Here is a 17,885-nt window from a genome sequence, read left to right on the forward strand (position 1 = left end):
GTACGGTCCCCGTGCCCAGGAAGGTGTTAGGACATGACCTCCTCCCAGGCCCTTGGCGCCCCGCCCCTGAGTGCCCCTGACCAGGTCGACGACGTGGCGGGTCGTATCGACGCCCGGGGCCGGGCCGCCCTGGCCCGCTTGGGCGTGACCCTCCGGCCCCCGCGCTCCCCGGGCCTCGAGGCCTCCTCCGTGCTGACCGGGACCAGGGTGGGGACCCTGCCGCGTACCCGTCCCGAGGCCCTGGCCGCCCTGGCGGACCGGGCGCGCGCCGCCCAGCAGCGCTGGGAGACGGTCAGCGTGCGGGACCGGGGCCGGGTGCTCCTGGCCTTCCACGACCTGCTCTGGCAGGAGCGGCAGGCCCTGCTCGACCTCGTCCAGTGGGAGTGCGGCAAGGCCCGGGCCCACGCCTTCGAGGAGCTGGCCGACACGGCCATGAACGCCCGCTACTACGCGGCGACGGCGCACCGCCACCTGGCCCGGTGCCGCCGCCGCGGTGCCGTGGCGGGCCTGACCCGGGTCACCGTCGGCTACCAGCCCAAGGGCCTGGTGGGCGTGATCTCCCCTTGGAACTACCCCCTGACCCTGGCGGCCTCGGACGCCCTGGCCGCCCTGGTCGCGGGCAACGCGGTCATGCTCAAGCCCGACAGCCTCACCCCCCTGACCGCCCTGGCCGTGCGCTCCCTGCTGAGGCGTGCGGGCCTGCCCGAGGGGCTCCTGACCGTGGTCCTGGGGCCGGGGGCCGAGCTCGGGACGCCCCTGGTCAAGGCCTGTGACGCGGTCATGTTCACCGGCTCGTCGGCCACCGGCGCGACGGTGGCGGTCCAGGGCGCGGCCCGCCTGGTGAGCGTGTCGGCCGAGCTCGGCGGCAAGAACCCGCTCATTGTGCGCGCCGACGCGCCCCTGCGCCGGACGGTGCGCGGCGCGCTCAGGGCCTGCTTCTCCAACTCCGGGCAGCTATGCGTCTCCATTGAGCGCGTCTACGTCCACGAGGCCGTCTGGGACCGGTTCGTGCCCGCCTTCGTGTCGGCCGCCCGCACCCTGCGGGTGGGGGCCGACATGGAGTGGTCCACCGGCATGGGCCCGCTGATCAGCCCCGCCCACCTGGAGCGGGTCCACGCCCACGTGGAGGACGCCGTCGCCCGGGGGGCCACTGTCCTGACCGGCGGGCACCCCCTGCCCGGTACCCACCCCACCGCCTACGCACCCACCGTCCTGACCGGGGTGGGGCCCGGCATGAGGGTCTACCGGGAGGAGACCTTCGGTCCCGTCGTCGCCCTGTACCCGGTGGCGGACGACGCCGCCGCCCTGGCCGCCGCCAACGACAGCCCCTACGGCCTCAACGCCTCGGTGTGGACCCGGGACACCGCCGCTGGCCGGGCGCTGGCACGTCGCCTGCGCTGCGGCACCGTCAACGTCAACGAGGGCTACGCCGCCACCTGGGGCTCGACCGACGCGCCCATGGGCGGCATGGGGGCCTCCGGTCTGGGACGGCGTCACGGGCCGGAGGGGATCCGCAAGTACACCGAGGTCCAGGCCGTCGCCGTGCAGCACGGGCTGGGCCTGCACGCGCCCCCGGGCGTGGGGGAGCGGGCCTGGGCGGGGGCGCTGGCCACCTACCTGCGCGGCCTGCGGCACCTGACCTGCCCGCTGCGCTGACGCCCCTGCCTACTGCGCTGACGGCCCTGACCGATGCGGTGACACAGGACCGGCAGCACGGACATTCTGGCGAGTGCTGGCACCCCTGCCCGCTGCGCCGCCACCCGCCGACACTAAGGACCCTGACATGAGAAGTACAGCGCGGACCCCTCGTCCCCTGTCTCCCGCCCGTTCGCGTCGCACCCCCGTGCGGGGCGCCGTCGTCCTGGTCACCGGGGCGGCCTCCGGGATCGGCGCCCTCGTGGCCGTCCAGGCTGCCCACCGGGGCGCCCGGGCCGTGGTCCTCTGGGACCTGGACCTGCCCGCCGCCCAGGACGTGGCCACCCGGGTCCAGGCGGCCGGGGCCACCTGCCTGGCCCAGCGGGTGGACCTGCGCGACGCCCAGGAGGTGGAGGCCGCCGGGCGGGTGGTCCTGGAGCGCCTGGGAAGGGTGGACGTACTGGTCAACTCCGCGGGGGTGGTCACCGGCAGGCGCTTCGAGGACCTCTCCGAGGAGGACGTGGCGCGCACCTTCGACGTCAACGTCCTGGCCCTGTACCGGGTGGTGCGCTGCTTCCTGCCCGGTATGCGCACCCGGGACCGGGGCTGCGTGGTGACTATCGCCTCCGCCGCCGGGCTGGTGGGGGTGGCCCGGCAGACCGACTACTCGGCCTCCAAGTTCGCCGCCGTCGGCTTTATGGAGTCGCTGCGCAGTGAGCTGCGCCGCTCCGGCTCCCACGTGCGCACCCTGGTGGTCGCGCCGTACTACGTCTCCACCGGCATGTTCGCCGGCGTGCGCACCCGCGTCCCCCTCCTCCTGCCCGTCCTGGAGCCGGGGCGTGTGGCCAGCCAGGTCCTGGACTCCGTCGAGCGCGGGGACGCCCGGCGGATCCTGCCGTGGTTCGCCAACGCGGTCCTGCTGGTCAAGGCCCTGCCGGTACCGGTGGCCGACGCGGTCACGGACCTGTTCGGCATCTCGACCACCATGGACACCTTCACAGGTCGCTCCGGGCACTGAGCCAGTCGCCCCGGGCACTGAACCGGCCGCCCCGGTACTTAGGGCCGCAGGGGCGGGGACTGGGGGCCCGCTGGCACGAATCGGCTGGCGCTAATCACACCGGGACCACGGGGCCGGGGCCCGGGCACCGGGTAGGGCCATGGGCGTGCCTGCGCCCGCTGAGGCCCGGGGAAGGGCACAATACAGCCAGGATGGTGGCCCGCGTACCGTCGCTGCGCCACCCCTCCTGCCGGTGCGCGCCAAAGCCGCCTGCACCCGCCCAGGCGGTTCCTGAGCGCGGCCCACCTGGTACCGGTGGGACGTCCTTGTCCAAGTGTCGGAGTCCGGGACGACGTCGTCTGCCCGGAGGCGCGGTCGCCAGGCCCGTGGTGACTGAAGAGGGAGCGAGTATGCTGGGGTACCGAAGCACCTTCACCGTGGCCGATCCCCGTGACTCGGTCGTGGACCGGGTCCGGGGGATTATGGTGCGCTGGTCGGAGGCGAAGCACGGGGAGGTGCTGGGACCGCACGGGCTCGACGACCTCGTCCCCGGCAGCCGGGTGTCCCCGGCGCCCTCGCTGGAGTTCTTCCTGGTCGACACCACGGAGGAGTCGGGGGACCGGATCATGGGGTTCGTCTGCGTCGAGAGCAACGGGCGTGACGCCTGGACGAGCCAGGTCATGGTGGCCGGCCCGGAGGAGGGCGGGCGTACCGTGATCGCGGTGGACATCGACGCCCAGTCCGCCTCGACGGAGCCGTCCCGCCCCACCACCATGGGCGTACCCCGTTTCGTGCGCAATATGCTGGAGGAGTTCGACTGCGACGACAACGGGATCACCCTGTCCAACGACCCGCGCGTGCTCCACGCCGAGGACGTGGACACCCTCATTAAGGAGCTCGGGGAGGACGACCACCACGGGCTCGTGCTCGTGGCGGGGACGCCCGAGGACTTCCCGGTGGACAGGTGGAAGAGCCTCATTGACAGCAAGGTCACCTGCGGGACGGCCGGGCAGAGCGCCGTCTACGTCCTGGACGCCAAGGCCACCGAGGCCTTCAATGCCAAGGTGTCCCCCCGCCACGAGGTCCTCCCGGGCGGGCTGCGTACCTTCCTGCCCGGTGCGCACCTGAACGAGCCGCAGGACGGGATCCGCCACAGGTTCCTGGTGCCGGGCTCGATCGCCGACGACGTCGCCTGCCAACGGGCCGCGCGCGCGATCGAGCGGCGCGCACGGAACTTCACCAACGAGCGGGCCCAGGACCGGCAGGTACGTCGCTACCGGCAGGTCCTGGACCGGCACCTGGACGACATCGTCTTCGCCCAGAGCGCCGAGAAGGAGCGACGTCGCCTGGCCGTGCAGCCCTCGCTGCTGCCCAATGAGGCCTACACGGCCATTGAGCAGCAGATCCCCACGACGCTCACGGCCGACGCGCTGACGGCGCAGGCAGACCAGGTCACGCCGGTGCCCCGGGCGGACGCGACCATGATCGAGGCGCTGCGCGTCGAGCTGGCCCAGGTCCGCTCGGAGGCGGAGAGCCTACGCAACGAGGCCGGTGAGCACCAGCGCGCGCTCCTGGCCGCCGAGACCACGAACGACGAGATACGCCAGCGCCTGGCCTCCTCCGCCAACGAGGTCGAGCGGCTCAACGAGCAGATCGAGGCGGTGATCGACGAGCGTGACCTGCTTAAGAAGGCCCACGAGGACCTTGAGCTCGAGCTCGCCATCGCCATTGAGGAGACGGACAAGTCCGTCCCCCGTATGGTGCGGGCACAGCGTGAGATACTGCGCCTGCGTCGGCTCCTTGAGGACAACGGCCTGAGCGCGGAGGCCTGGAACGAGGATCCCGAGTCGGTGGGGCCGGAGCGCCCCTCGAGCTGGAACGAGCTGGCGGTGCGGGCCTCCAGCGGGCACCTGGAGGGGCTGCCGGGGGTCACCTTCACGTGCGACTGGGACATTGTGGCCGACCTCGACGACCACTCCGACGTCCTGTGGCTGACCAAGACCTGGCAGATCCTCCAGGTGCTGAGCGACTACGCGCGCGCCCGGGCCGACTCCGAATGCGGGGTCAAGAACCTCCACACCTACCTCCAGGAGACCCCGCCCGGTTACCTGCCCCTGCCCGCGAGCAAGTACAAACCACGAGAGTCCGACACCGTGACCAACCGGCCCGAGCTGGCCAAGGAACGCATGTTCCCCGTGCCCGTTACGGTCCCCGGCCGTGACCGCAACGGGTGCGTGTTCATGCAGGCGCACTTCGTGATCGCCCAGAGCAGCATGGTGTCCCCGCGCCTCTACCTCTACGACGCCACGAGGGTCAGGGGCTGCGGTGACGTCATTGTCGGCTATATCGGCCCGCACCTGAGGAACGCCCACACCAACTGAGGCGGGGGCGCCTCGTGTACGCCCACAGGGGCGCCCGCACCAACTGGTGCGGGGTGCGGGGGCGGCCAGCGGGCCCGGGCCGGTAGGCTCCTGCCATGCTCCGCCGAACTGACCTGCGCCGCTCCGACCTGTCAGCCCGCCAGCTCGCCGCGGTCCTGCCGCGCGCCGAGGTCGACGTCGCCTCCGCCCTCCAGGCGGTGGCCCCCGTCCTGGCTGACGTGCGCCGGCGCGGGGCCGCCGCCCTGCGTGACGCCGCCGAGCGCTTCGACGGCGTGCGCCCCGAGCACCTGCGGGTCCCCGCCTCCGCCCTGGCCCGGGCCCTGGAGGACCTTGACCCCGCGGTCCGCCAGGCGCTGGAGCTCTCCGTCTCCCACAACCGTGCCGGGCACGCCGCCCAGCTGCCCACCGGGCGCAGCACGCAGGTCGTCCCCGGGGGCGTGGTCACCCAGCGCTGGGTCCCGGTGCGTCGCGTGGGCCTCTACGTCCCCGGGGGCCTGGCCGTCTACCCCTCCAGCGTGGTCATGAACGCGGTGGCTGCCCAGGTGGCGGGCGTGGAGCAGGTCGCCCTGGCCTCCCCGCCCCAGGCGGCCTTCTCGGGCCTGCCCCACCCCACCATCCTGGCGGCCTGCGCGCTGCTGGGGGTGGAGGAGGTCTACGCCGTCGGCGGGGCGCAGGCCATTGCCATGCTGGCCTACGGCGCCGCCGTCGAGGACGACGTGGACCGTGCCGACGCCGGGGGTGAGGTGCTGTGCGAGCCGGTGGACGTGGTCACCGGCCCGGGCAACGTCTACGTGGCCGCCGCCAAGCGGGCGGTGCGGGGGGTGGTCGGCATTGACGCGGAGGCCGGGCCCACCGAGATCATGGTCCTGGCCGACGCCACCGCCGACGCCGAGTACGTGGCCGCCGACCTCCTGTCCCAGGCCGAGCACGACCCCCAGGCCGGCAGCGTCCTGGTCACCGACTCCGAGGCGCTGGCCGACGCCGTGGACGCCGCCCTGGAGCGGAGGCTGGCGGCCACCCGGCACCGGCAGCGGGCCGGGACCGCCCTGCGGGGCCCCCAGTCCGGCGTCGTGCTGGTGCGGGACACCGAGCAGGCCCTGGCCGTGGCCGACGCCTACGCCCCCGAGCACCTGGAGGTACAGACCGCCGACGCCGCCCGACTGGCCCGGCGGGTGCGCAGTGCCGGGGCGGTCTTCGTGGGGCCCTACAGCCCGGTGCCCCTGGGCGACTACCTGGCCGGCTCCAACCACGTCCTGCCCACCGGCGGCACGGCGCGCTTTACCGGCGGGCTGTCCGTCATGTCCTACCTCAAGCCGGTCCAGGTGGTGGAGTACGACGCCGCCGCCCTGGAGGCGGTGGCCGGGCCGCTGACGGCCCTGGCCGAGGCCGAGGACCTGCCTGCCCACGGCGAGGCGGTCCAGGCCCGCCACCCCCGCGAGAACGGTACTTATTTTTCGTGAGAACGGTACTTGTTTGCCGTGAGAACGGTACTTGTTCGCCGTGAGAACGGTACTTGTTCCTCGTGAGAACGGGAGAGTCATTCAGGACGCCTATGACTCCTGCCCTGATCTGCGAGGAGGCCTATACCTGGTAGTCCTCGGGGCGATCCACTGACACTCGGCGAGGGGCAAGGGGCATCCTGCGACGAGTGGTCTCCAGAGCGTTCTCCCATGTCGCCTGCTGGGGCCTGGCGGCTGCCAGCAGACTGAGTCGGGTGCGGGGGCACGATGGGCGTGCCACGCAGAGATCCCCGAGCCTCCGAGCCTGGCGTGCCGCACAGGTCCCGAGCTTCCGAGCCTGGCTCCCCGCGAGCACCCCTCCCGTTCTCACGAAGAATAAGTACCGTTCTCGCGGCGAACAAGTACCGTTCTCGCGAGGAATAAGTACCGTTCTCGCGGAGGGGAGCGGAGGAGGTGGAGGGGTGGAGGGGCCCGGGGCGGGTGCCTAGATCCAGTCGTGGCGGCGCATGATCCACCACATGCCCACGCCCGACCCCAGGGTCAGGAGGCAGGTCAGGACGTACCCGAAGGTGTTACCAAAGCCCGGGAACGGCACGTTCTGACCGAACCAGCCGGTCACGAAGGTAATGGCGGCCAGCACCGCCGCCCAGCCCGAGAGCTTCTTCATGACCACGTTCAGGCGCGCGTCCTGCAGCGCCAGGTGGGTGTCGAAGATGGTGCTGATCATGTCGCGCAGGGACTCGCTCCACTCCCCGGCACGCAGCACGTGGTCGGTCAGGTCGGAGTACCACGGGTCCAGCTGCACCAGCTCCAGGCGGCGGTTGCGCCACAGGATATTGACCAGGTCCCGCATGGGCAGCACCACCCGGCGCAGCGCCACGAGCTTCTTGCGCATGGTGTAGGCCTCCCGCTGAAAGTCCGGACCGGGCCCGTCGACGTCAAAGAGCTGGTCCTCCAGGTGGTCAATGTGCTCGTCAAGATCCTGGATGGTGGAGAAGTAGCCGTCCACAATGACGTCCAGCAGGCCGTGGACCAGCGCGAACGGCCCCAGGCGCAGCATGTCCCCGGCGGTGTGCCAGCGTTCCAGGACCGGTCCCATGTCAAAGCCGTTGCCGCGGCGGATGGTAATGAGCCCGTAGGGGGAGATAAAGGCGGAGACGCGGTGCAGCAGGAGGCCGTCGCCGTCAGGGTCCTCGGCGCTGGCCTGGGGGAGCACCTCCGACGTCAAGGTGGTGGCGTAGGCCACGAAGAAGGCGTGGTCTCCGTGGTGCGTGGCCTTGGCCCGCTCAAAGGGCGCGATGGCGTCCTCCACGGAGGTGGGCTCGAGGCTGAGCTCCTCGGCCAGGAGGACCAGCGTGGCCGGGTCGGGGTCCACCAGGTCGATCCACACCAGGGAGGTCGGGTCCTCGATCTGCGCGGCAATGTGGCCCAGGGGCAGGACGGTGGACGTCTTCTCCCCGTCACGCCAGATAACGGAGTTGACCTCTCCCGCACGGGCGGGTTGCGTCATAGGAGATACAGACATAAGCCTATGATCACACTCACAGCGGCTGTGTGCTGTGATCTGAGGCCGGAGAGCCGTCTTCGGGACCGGCCCGACGGCACCGGTGCCCGACGCCGCCCCGGGCCTGGTGCCCGACGTCGCCCCGGACCTGGGTGCCGGTCCGTGACAGGCAGCCCGGCGCTGGCGGCCACCCCGACGCCGCCCCGGGCCCGGATACCGCCGCCTCCGGACGCCGTGCTGCACGCGCCGCCATCTGCCGCGACGGGCTGGCCGGGGTCATCGCCCCCGGGCGCACCGTGCTGTCGTGCTGCACGCGCTCATCACCTGCCTTCAGCGCTGGGCCAGCACCAGGGGGTGGACCGCGGCGGCACCGGCCTGGCGCAGCAGGGAGGTGGCCACCGTGAGCGTCCAGCCTGAGCCGGTCCAGTCGTCCACGAGGACCACGGTGGCCCCCTGCAGCCTCCCCAGCGCGGCAGCGGACCAGGCACCCAGGCTCAGGCTGCGGGCCACCTGTGCCAGGCGGAAGGCCGAGCCGACGTCGTGACGTGGTGGCTCGTCCCCGCTGACGCCCACGATCCCCAGGGCCCTGCCCCTGAGACGGTTCGCGACGGCCCGGCCCAGCTGGCGCACCAGGCGCGGCCGGGTACGGGAGTCCACAATGACCACGGCCAGCGGCCCCCGCCCCTCGTCGTCCGCCTGACCACTGGCGTCGGCCTGGCGGACGACCTCGCCGAGGCGGTCAACCACCTCCAGGAAGGGGGCGCGCAGGGCCCGGGGGACCTCACCGTCTCGCCCGGAGAGCACCAGGTCCCGCAGCGGAGCGGAGATCCCCAGACCGTCCAGACGGCCGAGGGCCATACCCGCCCCGGCCTGCTCGTCAACGCCGATACGGCCCCTGTAGCGCGCCAGCCCCAGGCGGTCCATGCCCGTGGGCCACTGACGACGCGCACGCAGCTCCACGCCCGTGCGTGCCAGTGCCTGGCGGGCGGCACCGACCTGCCCGGCGTCGGGCGCCTGGGGCAGGACCAGCCCGCCGCACAGGTCACAGGCCCCGCAGCGCCAGCCCTCAGTGACCTCAGGGTCGTCAAGGGCCTGTCGCAGGAACGCCATACGGCACGCCCCGGTACCAGCCCCGGTGCCGGGCCCGGCGACGGTGCCAGCCCCGGCACCAGCCCCGGCGACGGTGCCAGCCCCGGTGCCGGCCCTGTTCGCGTCGTCCGCGGGGCGCGGCGCCCCACCGAGGTGAGGGACGGCGCCAGCGCGCTTAGCCCCCAGGGGCTCGGCCCCCAGGTGCTCGTAGGCGACCATGGCCTCCTGCTCGGCCAGCCGGGCCGCCTCCAGGCGGGCGTAGCGGTCGGCGTCGTAGGCCCAGGGGCGGCCGGTGGGCTCCCACCCGCCACGCACCCGTCTCACCGCCCCGTCCACGTCCAGGACCTTAAGCATGGACTCCAGGCGGGCGCGGCGCAGTGAGGTGAGGGTCTCCAGCGCGGGCGTGGACATGGGGCCGCCGCCAGCCGCCTGCCGGGCGGCCATTCCCTCCAGGACGGCACGCACCTCCTTCTCCGGGGGGAAGCCCTGGGAGCCGAACCACTCCCAGATGGAGCGGTCCTCCCTCCCTGGCAGGAGGACCACCTCGGCCCGTTCCACCCCGCGCCCGGCGCGGCCCACCTGCTGGTAGTAGCTCACCGGTGAGGAGGGAGCCCCCACGTGCACCACGAAGGTGAGGTCGGGCTTGTCGAAGCCCATGCTCAGGGCCGAGGTGGCGACCAGGGCCTTGACCCGGTTGGCCTTGAGGTCCTCCTCCAGGTGCTCGCGCTCGGCGGGGTCGGTCTGGCCGGTGTAGGTCGCCACCTCCAGGCCCGCCTGACGCAGGTGCTCGGTGACCTCCCCGGCCGCGGCGACGGTCAGGCAGTAGACGATGCCGCTGCCCGGCACGTGCTGGAGGTAGGCGGCCAGCCAGGCCAGGCGGGTGGCGGCGTCGGGCAGGATGCGTACCCCCAGGTGCAAGGAGTCCCGCTGGAGGCTGCCGCGCAGCACCAGGACGCCTGGACCGGCCGGGTCGCCACTCGCGAGGGCGCTACCGGCTGCGCCTCCGGTGGGGGTGCTGTAGCGGCGCGAAGCACCGGCAGCCTCCTGCCGGGCTGCGCCTCCGGGTGCGGGGGCGCTACCGGCTGCCGGGGCGGATGGGGCGGTGTCCTTGACCCGGCCCGTGGTGGGGGCACGGTGGGCTGTGGTGGGTGCCTGGTAGCCCGTAGAGGTCTCCAGCTGCTCGGCGACGTCGGCCGTCACCCGGGCGTTGGCGGTGGCCGTGGTGGCCAGGACCGGGGTGCGGGGCGGCAGGGAGGCCAGCAGGGTGCGGATACGCCGGTAGTCGGGGCGGAAGTCGTGGCCCCAGTCCGAGATGCAGTGCGCCTCGTCGATCACCACGAGCCCGGCGTCGGCGGCCAGGTGGGGTAGGACCTCCTCACGGAAGACGGGGTTGTTGAGCCGCTCGGGGGAGACCAGCAGGACGTCCACCTCCCCGGCGCGCACCTGGGCCTGGATCTGGTCCCACTGGGTGGCGTTGGCCGAGTTCATGGTCACCGCGTGGATACCGGCCCGGCTGGCTGCCGTTACCTGGTCGCGCATGAGGGCCAGGAGCGGGGAGACAATGACCGTGGGGCCCGCACCGGGGCGGGGCGGCGAGATCGCACCGGGGCGGGGCGGCGGGTCGCCCGGCCGCCAGGTGCCCCAGCCCTCGCGCAGTAGGACCGTGGCCACGAAGTACACCGCCGACTTGCCCCACCCGGTGCGCTGGACCACCAGGACCCGGCGGTGCCCCACCACCAGGGCCTCAATGGCCCGCCACTGGTCCTGGTGCAGGCGGGCGGTGGGGACGCCGACCAGGGCCCGCAGGATCTCCTCGGCGCGCCGGTGGACGGGGGAGGGGCGGTCCCCCACGGCGGAGCCCCCGGCCAGCGTGCTGGTGCGCTGGTGGACGGGGGAGGGGCGGGTCTGCGCGGACGGCGCCCTGGGCGGGACCTCGTCCTGCCGGGCAGGAGCCGAGTGCCTGGGCGTCTCGTCCGCGTACCCGTGGAGCTGGTCGACGTCGTACCCGTGGAGCTGGTCGACGTCGTACCCGTGCCTGGCCTCGGTGTCCCACCCGTCCACCTTCTTGGAAACGATCCTGCCGTCAATCGTCCTTGCCATAGGAGGATGGTACTGACCGAGGGCGCCGCCCGGGCGGGGCGAGGGAGTGTCTGCGGGGCCCAGGCTGGGGCGCAGGTGTCGTCCGGGCCTAGGCTGGGGCCGGACGGCCGAGGTCGGGGGCTGCCGTGGCGCCCGGGCGGTGGGGTGTGGGCCTGCCGCCGCGGCCGCCCTGGCCCCGCCCTCAGACCACGCCCCGCCGGACCGCCCCGGGCCCTGACCCGCAGTCAGGTGGCCGCGTCCTGGGGTCGAGGACCACCTGATCTTCAGGTCCAGGAGGCGGGAAGGGCGCAGTTGCACATTCATCCTAGGTGTGTCAGTGAAGCGTTGGCGTGATTCCAACGTTCTGCGTCCCTGGGTGGGGGTCGGAGACAGGATGAATGTGCAACAAGGATCGCGCTGCACATTCATCCTGGTGTCCAGGCCCCGGGCCGCTGACAGGATCCGCTTGATTCCAGCGTTCTTTGATCGCTGTTTGTAAAAAGAATGTGCAAGTCTCGGATCCCGGGCGGGGGAAGGCGCGCACCGGGGCGGCTCGCTGCCGGTGGGGACGGGGGCCTCGGATCCCGGGCGGGGGCGGGCGTGCAGGGGGTGCCGCTAATGGCGGCGGGGCGGGCCCCGGCGCAGGGAGGACCGGCAAACGCCGCCCGGCCGCTCGGCCACCGTGTCCGCGTGGTGACTAGGGCAGGGTTCGAAATATTGTTCTGACCGTGCGGTGGCGTGGACCGTGTCCGCGTGGTGACCGGGGCAGGGGCCGGGCGCGTCCTAAGGTGGGCCCAGGAACCCAGGACCGTCGCCCACCTGCGCGGTCGCCCGCCAGAGGGAGGAAACGCTGTCATGATGGGGCACTCGCACGCCGTCTCCGGGGTGGCGGCCGGGATGGCCTTGTTCGGCACCGCGACTCTGAGCATCCCCCCGCTGGGTGCCGGGTCAGAGGTCACCACCATCCCCCTGGGCGCCGGGGTCGGCGACCTGTCCCTGACCCAGGTCGTCGCGGCGTCGCTCATTATGGGGGTGACGGCGCTCCTGCCGGACATCGACTCCCCCTCCTCATCCGTCGCCACCGCGCTGCCCGGGGTCACCCGGCCTATTAGCCGCGTGATCGCCAAGGGCGGGCACCGGACCTGGACCCACAGCCTCATAGGCTTTGTCATTGCGGCCTTCCTGACCTATGACGTCACCTTCTGGACCGTCACGGTCAACGGCGTGGACGTGCGCCCCGGCAACGGGATCGTCCTGGGCCTGCTCCTGGCCGTCGCCGCCCGCGCGCTCGGGGTGTCACGCAGCCGGGAGGGGACCCTGTGGTCCCTGTTCCTCATCGGCTTCGTGATCGGGACGTGGGCCCTGGGGGCCAGCTCCCTGTGGTTCATGCCCACGCTCGTGGCCGCCGGTATGTGGGTTCACCGGATAGGCGACGACATCACCACCCAGTCGGTCCACGGCCTCCTCTACCCGCTGTTCAAGACCCACCTGGCCAACCTGCCAGCCCTGCTGGGCGACGCGGGCAGCGGCCGGGAGCGCGTGCTCCGAGGGATCCTGTACGCCTACTGCCTGTACTGCTTCACCTACATGGTGGTCACCGGGCGCTGAAACGGTGCCGAGGCGGGTCCCCCTTGCCCCGCCTCCGCCAGAGCACCAGCACCGGTACGGCCACGACCAGGACCCCGGTCAGTGCCGCGACGTACCCGCTCACCTTCCTGAAGGCCCCTGGGGCCGTGGCATCCGCCTGCCCGTCCACCGCGGCGCCCGGGCTGCCGGAGCCGCCGTCCGCCGCGCCCTGCGCCCCCGCCGCGCCCGTGGGTGCCGGTGCCGCCCAGTGGAAGGTGACGTGCGCCGAGACGGCGTTGTGGTCGGAGGCGAAGTGCACGGTCCCGTCGGGGTCCTTGCTCATGGTGCTCACGACCGCGTACTCCAGGACCGTGGGCCTGAGCGTGCCGCCCAGGAAGATATGGTCGATCTTGTCGGTGAACCTCCCTGTCTCGGTCAGCTGGTTCCACGTCGCCCCGTCGGCCAGGACGCTGCCGGCACTGCCGTAGGCGTCGGTGAACGCCCCTGATTCTGCCACCGTCCTCGCCGCCGACACCGGATCCTTCTGCAGGGTCGAGTTGAAGTCCCCGGACAGCATGACGGGCAGGTTATCCGAGTTGATGCTCCTTATCTGTGAGAGGAGCACGTTGGCCTGGTCCGCCTGGTGGCTGAGCCACTCCTCCCGCGGCACTCCTTTGCCCCCGGAGCCTATGGGACCGTAGTTGGCGGCGATGTGGGTGTTGAACACGTACAGCTCCTGGCCGCTGGCCCGGCTCCGCAGCCGGACCCAGGAGGTGATATTGCGCGGCCAGCCGAAGCTCGACTCGGAGAAGTCGTCCGGGGTCTGGGACATGACGAAGCATCCCTGCGCAACCAGCATGAACCTGTCCCGCTTGTACGCAATAGGCTGCATCCAGGTCCGTGGCATGGGGTTGCTCGTGGAGAAGTTGCACCCATCCTTGTCGGTCGCGGCGAAGTCGTAGGCCGACAGGTCGGTGGAGGCCCTGAGGTCCTCGATCTGGCTGGGGGTGGTGGACCCGTCCTTGCGTGTGAGCGCGGTCTGCACCTCCTGAAGGTTGACCACGTCCCAGTCGTTCTCCCTGATAATCCTGGGTATCGCCTGGGACCGGTGGTCGGGTTCGTACCACGACGTCGGGGGGACGTCGTTCACCTCCCGGTAGGCCAGGATATTGAAGGTGCCGAGCCTCAGATCCTCGTCAGTACCGTTATCGTCCTGGGCGCGGGTCGTAGTCCCGGTAAGGAGGCCGCCAAAGAGGACTAACGTGAGCGCCAGTCCTGCGAACCTGCGATAGTGACCGTACATGTCCTTCTCTCACCGTGTCTACTAAAGCCTGTGGTGATTATTATATCACGACGGTATTACGCTCGGTCTGGTGCGCTGTCACCAGCGTGGTCGGGTCTGCCCGGGGCCAGGATCGAGCTGGGCGCCGCGACCTCCCGGTATGACTGGGGCGTCTGTCCTGAGCGTACCCCACGGCGATGGGGTGGTTGATGACCTCCCGGCGTGGCTGGGCTCCGGCCCGTCGTGTGGGCGTGGGGCGAGGCGGCCCGGTCCACGGTTGCGAGGCTGTGCCGAGACGGCGGGGATGTCGCAGCGGTGTCGTATGATGGCCACGAGGGGACAGAAAGCCTGATCGTGGCTGCCGATGAGGGAGGTGCCGACCGTGGCGGTTCGAGTCGAGGTGGCGCCTGCGCTGCTGAAGTGGGCGGTGGACCGGGCGGGCTGGGACAAGGAGACCGCCGAGAGCCGCGTGCCTCACCTGGATGAGTGGATCAGGGGCACGCGCAGGCCGACGCTGAGGCAGATCGAGGACTTCTCCAGGGCGACGCACGCGCCGTTCGGGCAGCTGTTCCTGCCGGAGCCCCCCGACGAGCCCCTGCCGATCCCCGATATGCGGACCGTCGGGGACGACGACGTCTCGAAGCCGTCGGGGGATCTGCTCGACACGATCTACCTGTGCCAGAACCGGCAGGAGTGGTACCGGGAGTACCTCCTGGAGGAGGGTGCGCCAGCTGTCGAGATTGTGGGATCCGCAGTCCGCGAGGAGGATCCCGCTGCCGTCGCCGAGCGGGTCCGGACGGTGCTTCGTCTCCGTGACGACACCGCTTCGCGCCGCTCGCGCAGGGAGGGTATGCGGCGGAAGCTCATTGACCGGATCGAGGAGCTTGGGGTGCTCGTCATGGTCAGTGGCATCGTCGGGAGTAATACTCGTCGGCGGCTTGACCCTCAGGAGTTCCGGGGCTTCGCCCTGGTTGACTCGATGGCGCCGCTGATCTTCGTCAACGGCAGGGATACGCAGGCTGCCCAGGTCTTCACGCTTGTCCACGAGCTGGCCCACCTCTGCCTGGGAGGCAGTGCGTTATCGGATCCCAGTGACGTCGTGCGCCCGGGTGTCAGCGAGGAGCGCTGGTGCAACGCGGTTGCGGCCGCGACCCTCGTCCCGGAAGCGGTCCTGAGAGCGGAGTACCGGGGCGATGTCGGGGTTGAGGCCCTGGAGGGGCTCGCCAACTGCTTCGGCGTGAGCACGCTGGTCGTGCTTAACCGTCTCTACGATCTCCATCTTATCTCCTGGGATGCGTTCCGTCGCACGTATGGTGTTGAGCATGAGCGGCTGATGAGCCTCATGACAGAACGAAGGTCGGGCGACGGCGGCAACTACTACAATACGGTTCCCTTGCGACTAGGGCGTCGGTTCGCCCAGGCGGTGCTCCTGTCTACTTTCGGGGGGCGGACCCCGTACCGGGAGGCTTACGAGCTCTTGCAGGTGAGGAAGCACGCTACATTCAAGGAGTTGGCTGCTAACATGGAGGTGGCCTGATGTACGTGGTCGACGCGAACGTTCTCATTGAGGCTAAGAACCGTTACTATGCTTTCGATCTTGCCCCAGGTTTTTGGGAATGGTTGAATCAGATGTGTGTAGCAGGTGATGTCTTCAGTATCGAACCGGTTTACGATGAGCTCCGAGCTGGCAAAGACGATCTTGCGGTGTGGGCGCAGGAGCATACTAACTTTTTCCGCCCCCTTGGGCAAGGGCCCGTGCAGTACTTTTCTTTGCTCTCGCAGTGGGCGGTGAGTCAGAAGTTTACTAAAGCGGCGCTCGCCCAATTTACGGGAAATAATGCGGACTATCTTCTTGTGACGTTTGCGCGCGCTTACGGCTGTACCGTGGTCACCAATGAGGTGTCTGCGCCTATGGGGCGTAAACGAGTCAAGATCCCCGACGCCTGCAAGGCGATGGGGGTGGCCGTTACCACCACTTTCGAGATGATGCGCCGGTGCGGGGCGCAGCTCGTCCTTCCCTGAGGTACAGGACGCGGGCTACCCGTGGCCGCCCTCAGGCCGGGGCGCAGCGGCCAGCGAGACAAAACGTGAGTCAAATCATACAGGTACCAGTCGGGAATGGGTTGACCAGGTGCAGAAGGTACCTGTAACGTCGGTGTTACCAAGAATCAACAGGTACCGTTAGGAACGCCTTGAGCTGCTGCCCTGCACGTGCCGGGCGTCGGAGCGCAGTGCGAGACCCGTCGTCCCGCCGCCCTGGACCGCTCGAGGCCGGAGCCCTTCGGTGCCCCTAGCAGATCAGGAGGTTCCCATGAACGCCGACAGTGCGGACATGACCCCAGACACCACCCCGGATGCGAGGTCGCATCCTGACGCGAAGACGGAGACGACTATGAACCCCAACACCCACCCCGAGACCACCTCGGGAACCAACTCGGGGTGCGCCCCCGAGGGAAGTGTCCCCGAGGAGGACGCTCCCGAGTGGGACGCCAGCCAGGACCCCGACGACCCTGCGGAGCACCCGGACGAGGACTCCGCCCGAGCCCCGCTGCACGAGCGCTTCCGCCGCCTTCAGCGCCTCACGCGCCGTCGCCACATGGCGGCCCACCACGGCGGGCCCTTCGCCGACACCACCCGCGGCCGCGGCCGGGTGCTGGCGGCCCTGCGCATGCAGAGCCCTATCCCCACCCGCGAGCTCGCCTTCCTCCTCGACATCCGCCAGCAGTCCCTCAACGAGCTGCTCAAGAAGCTCGAGGCCGACGGCCTCGTCGAGCGCAGGCCCAGCGAGGAGGACCGCCGCGTCATGGTCGTCCACCTCACCCAGGCCGGCCGCGGCACGCCGCTGGGCGGGGCGCACGCCGACTACCTCAATGTCCTCACCGACGAGGAGGCCGCCACGCTGGCCAGGCTCCTGGACAAGGTCATCGACTCCCTCGAGGCCCAGCTCGGGACGGATGCCGACGCCGAGTGCGGGCCCCGGTTCGACGAGGTGCGCAGGCGCATGGGCGCGGAGCGCTTTGAGGCCATGATGCACATGCGTGAGCACGGCTTCGGGCCGTTCGGCCCCGGTGGTCCCGGGTTCGGTCCCGGTGGTCCCGGGTTCGGCCCCGAGGCTGACGACGCCTTCGCTGGCGAGGGGCCCGGAGGCCGTGGCGGCCGCAGGGGCCACGGCGGCCACGGTGGTCGTGGGGCGCACGGAGGGTCGCGTCGTGGCGGGCGTCCTGGTGGTGGCGTCCCCGGCTTCCCGGGTGAGGACTTCCCCGAGCGCGGCGCGCGGGGGTTCCGGCCCGGCCGACGCGGCCACGGCCACCCGGGTCGTGGGGCCCGCACGTTCCTCGGCCGCTTCGGCGGCCAGGACTACTGAACCTGAACCGGGCCCGCGCCTGGTGCACCGTCCGCTGACGGGGCTCCCCGCCGACGGCAGCCTCGGCCCCAACACCTGGTGTGGCGCGCTGTCCGCTGACGGGGCTCCCACCGCCCAAGCTCCCACCGCCGAGCCTCCCGAGCCGTAAGGGCGCGTGAGGCCCGGCGGGCCCCAACGGGCCCGGTCCTCGTGGTGGGAAGCACCCTTCCTGGGCCGTCGTCTTCTGCGGACATCCCGTCCGGTCCTCGTGGCAGGGGCGTGCACGGGTAGGCTCCGAGGTGAGATCAGCGATCAGCGCCGGAGGGAAAGATGACCGTCAGGGTGACGACACTGACCGTGGAGGACATCGAGGAGCGCCGTGCCCGCATCAGGCAGGTCGTGGACTCTGACGACTTCAGGGAGCGGCAGGCTGAGGGCGTGCTTCTTGCCCGGGAGGAGCATCTTCTGGAGGAGCTCGATGACCTGGACTACCTCCAGTACGGCCGTGTCCGCGTTCGCTGATTAGGCGAGGCGGTTCGCCTGTGCGGG

Annotated in this window: 12 protein-coding genes; 9 read left to right on the forward strand and 3 right to left on the reverse strand. The window is 71.1% G+C overall.

The features are described 5' to 3' along the window. Positions 1 to 33: 33 nt before the first annotated feature. From C3V41_RS02020 to hisD, 4 genes are all read left to right on the forward strand, one after another. A complete protein-coding gene (locus C3V41_RS02020; RefSeq protein WP_106108889.1) occupies positions 34 to 1,656 on the forward strand; it encodes a succinic semialdehyde dehydrogenase in 1,623 nt (540 codons plus the stop codon). Between the two features lie 127 nt (positions 1,657 to 1,783). Next, positions 1,784 to 2,653, forward strand: a complete 870-nt coding sequence (locus C3V41_RS02025) for an SDR family oxidoreductase (RefSeq protein WP_106108890.1) — start codon at positions 1,784 to 1,786, stop codon at positions 2,651 to 2,653. A 389-nt stretch (positions 2,654 to 3,042) separates the two neighbouring features. Then, complete coding sequence (locus C3V41_RS02030; protein ID WP_106108891.1) at positions 3,043 to 5,013, forward strand: hypothetical protein; 1,971 nt, start codon at positions 3,043 to 3,045, stop codon at positions 5,011 to 5,013. A gap of 95 nt (positions 5,014 to 5,108) precedes the next feature. Then, positions 5,109 to 6,473: a histidinol dehydrogenase gene (gene hisD / locus C3V41_RS02035; protein WP_106108892.1), complete on the forward strand. Its 1,365-nt coding sequence runs from the start codon at positions 5,109 to 5,111 to the stop codon at positions 6,471 to 6,473. Between the two features lie 484 nt (positions 6,474 to 6,957). Here hisD and C3V41_RS02040 read toward each other — a convergent pair whose 3' ends face one another. Both C3V41_RS02040 and C3V41_RS13510 read right to left on the reverse strand, forming a co-directional pair. Then, complete coding sequence (locus C3V41_RS02040) at positions 6,958 to 7,998, reverse strand: magnesium transporter CorA family protein (protein WP_106108893.1); 1,041 nt, start codon at positions 7,996 to 7,998, stop codon at positions 6,958 to 6,960. 309 nt (positions 7,999 to 8,307) lie between these two features. Further along, positions 8,308 to 11,166: a DEAD/DEAH box helicase gene (locus C3V41_RS13510; RefSeq protein ID WP_254423644.1), complete on the reverse strand. Its 2,859-nt coding sequence runs from the start codon at positions 11,164 to 11,166 to the stop codon at positions 8,308 to 8,310. Positions 11,167 to 12,000: 834 nt separating this feature from the next. Between C3V41_RS13510 and C3V41_RS02055 the strand changes: the two genes are divergently transcribed. After that, positions 12,001 to 12,753, forward strand: coding sequence for a metal-dependent hydrolase (locus tag C3V41_RS02055; protein WP_106108894.1), 753 nt, complete (start codon positions 12,001 to 12,003; stop codon positions 12,751 to 12,753). Here C3V41_RS02055 and C3V41_RS02060 read toward each other — a convergent pair. Beyond that, positions 12,740 to 14,014, reverse strand: coding sequence for an endonuclease/exonuclease/phosphatase family protein (locus C3V41_RS02060; protein ID WP_106108895.1), 1,275 nt, complete (start codon positions 14,012 to 14,014; stop codon positions 12,740 to 12,742). The two genes, C3V41_RS02055 and C3V41_RS02060, sit on opposite strands and share 14 nt — an antisense overlap. 361 nt (positions 14,015 to 14,375) lie before the next feature. On the opposite strand from C3V41_RS02060, the gene C3V41_RS02065 reads away from it, so the two are divergent. The 4 genes from C3V41_RS02065 to C3V41_RS02080 all read left to right on the forward strand — a co-directional run bounded on the left by C3V41_RS02065 (position 14,376) and on the right by C3V41_RS02080 (position 17,858). Then, a complete protein-coding gene (locus C3V41_RS02065; RefSeq protein ID WP_106110598.1) occupies positions 14,376 to 15,530 on the forward strand; it encodes an ImmA/IrrE family metallo-endopeptidase in 1,155 nt (384 codons plus the stop codon). Further along, on the forward strand, positions 15,530 to 16,015 hold the full coding sequence (locus tag C3V41_RS02070) for a DUF4411 family protein (RefSeq protein WP_106108896.1): 486 nt from the start codon (positions 15,530 to 15,532) through the stop codon (positions 16,013 to 16,015). Before C3V41_RS02065 ends, C3V41_RS02070 begins: the two co-directional genes overlap by 1 nt. A 289-nt stretch (positions 16,016 to 16,304) precedes the next feature. Then, positions 16,305 to 17,357, forward strand: coding sequence for a MarR family winged helix-turn-helix transcriptional regulator (locus C3V41_RS02075; protein ID WP_254423645.1), 1,053 nt, complete (start codon positions 16,305 to 16,307; stop codon positions 17,355 to 17,357). 321 nt (positions 17,358 to 17,678) lie between these two features. Next, positions 17,679 to 17,858 carry a hypothetical protein gene (locus tag C3V41_RS02080; RefSeq protein WP_129591456.1) on the forward strand — a complete coding sequence of 60 codons (180 nt, stop codon included), beginning with the start codon at positions 17,679 to 17,681 and terminating at the stop codon, positions 17,856 to 17,858. Positions 17,859 to 17,885 lie beyond the last annotated feature (27 nt).

Source organism: Actinomyces sp. oral taxon 897 (assembly GCF_002999235.1).
GTDB lineage: Bacteria > Actinomycetota > Actinomycetes > Actinomycetales > Actinomycetaceae > Actinomyces.

What these genes read in the sequence shown, in the direction of transcription:
- C3V41_RS02020 (WP_106108889.1), top strand. Translation starts at nt 34, where the DNA reads ATGACCTCCTCCCAGGCCCTTGGCGCCCCGCCCCTGAGTGCCCCTGAC.
- C3V41_RS02025 (WP_106108890.1), top strand. Translation starts at nt 1,784, where the DNA reads ATGAGAAGTACAGCGCGGACCCCTCGTCCCCTGTCTCCCGCCCGTTCG.
- C3V41_RS02030 (WP_106108891.1), top strand. Translation starts at nt 3,043, where the DNA reads ATGCTGGGGTACCGAAGCACCTTCACCGTGGCCGATCCCCGTGACTCG.
- hisD (WP_106108892.1), top strand. Translation starts at nt 5,109, where the DNA reads ATGCTCCGCCGAACTGACCTGCGCCGCTCCGACCTGTCAGCCCGCCAG.
- C3V41_RS02040 (WP_106108893.1), bottom strand. Translation starts at nt 7,998, where the DNA reads ATGTCTGTATCTCCTATGACGCAACCCGCCCGTGCGGGAGAGGTCAAC.
- C3V41_RS13510 (WP_254423644.1), bottom strand. Translation starts at nt 11,166, where the DNA reads ATGGCAAGGACGATTGACGGCAGGATCGTTTCCAAGAAGGTGGACGGG.
- C3V41_RS02055 (WP_106108894.1), top strand. Translation starts at nt 12,001, where the DNA reads ATGATGGGGCACTCGCACGCCGTCTCCGGGGTGGCGGCCGGGATGGCC.
- C3V41_RS02060 (WP_106108895.1), bottom strand. Translation starts at nt 14,014, where the DNA reads ATGTACGGTCACTATCGCAGGTTCGCAGGACTGGCGCTCACGTTAGTC.
- C3V41_RS02070 (WP_106108896.1), top strand. Translation starts at nt 15,530, where the DNA reads ATGTACGTGGTCGACGCGAACGTTCTCATTGAGGCTAAGAACCGTTAC.
- C3V41_RS02075 (WP_254423645.1), top strand. Translation starts at nt 16,305, where the DNA reads ATGAACGCCGACAGTGCGGACATGACCCCAGACACCACCCCGGATGCG.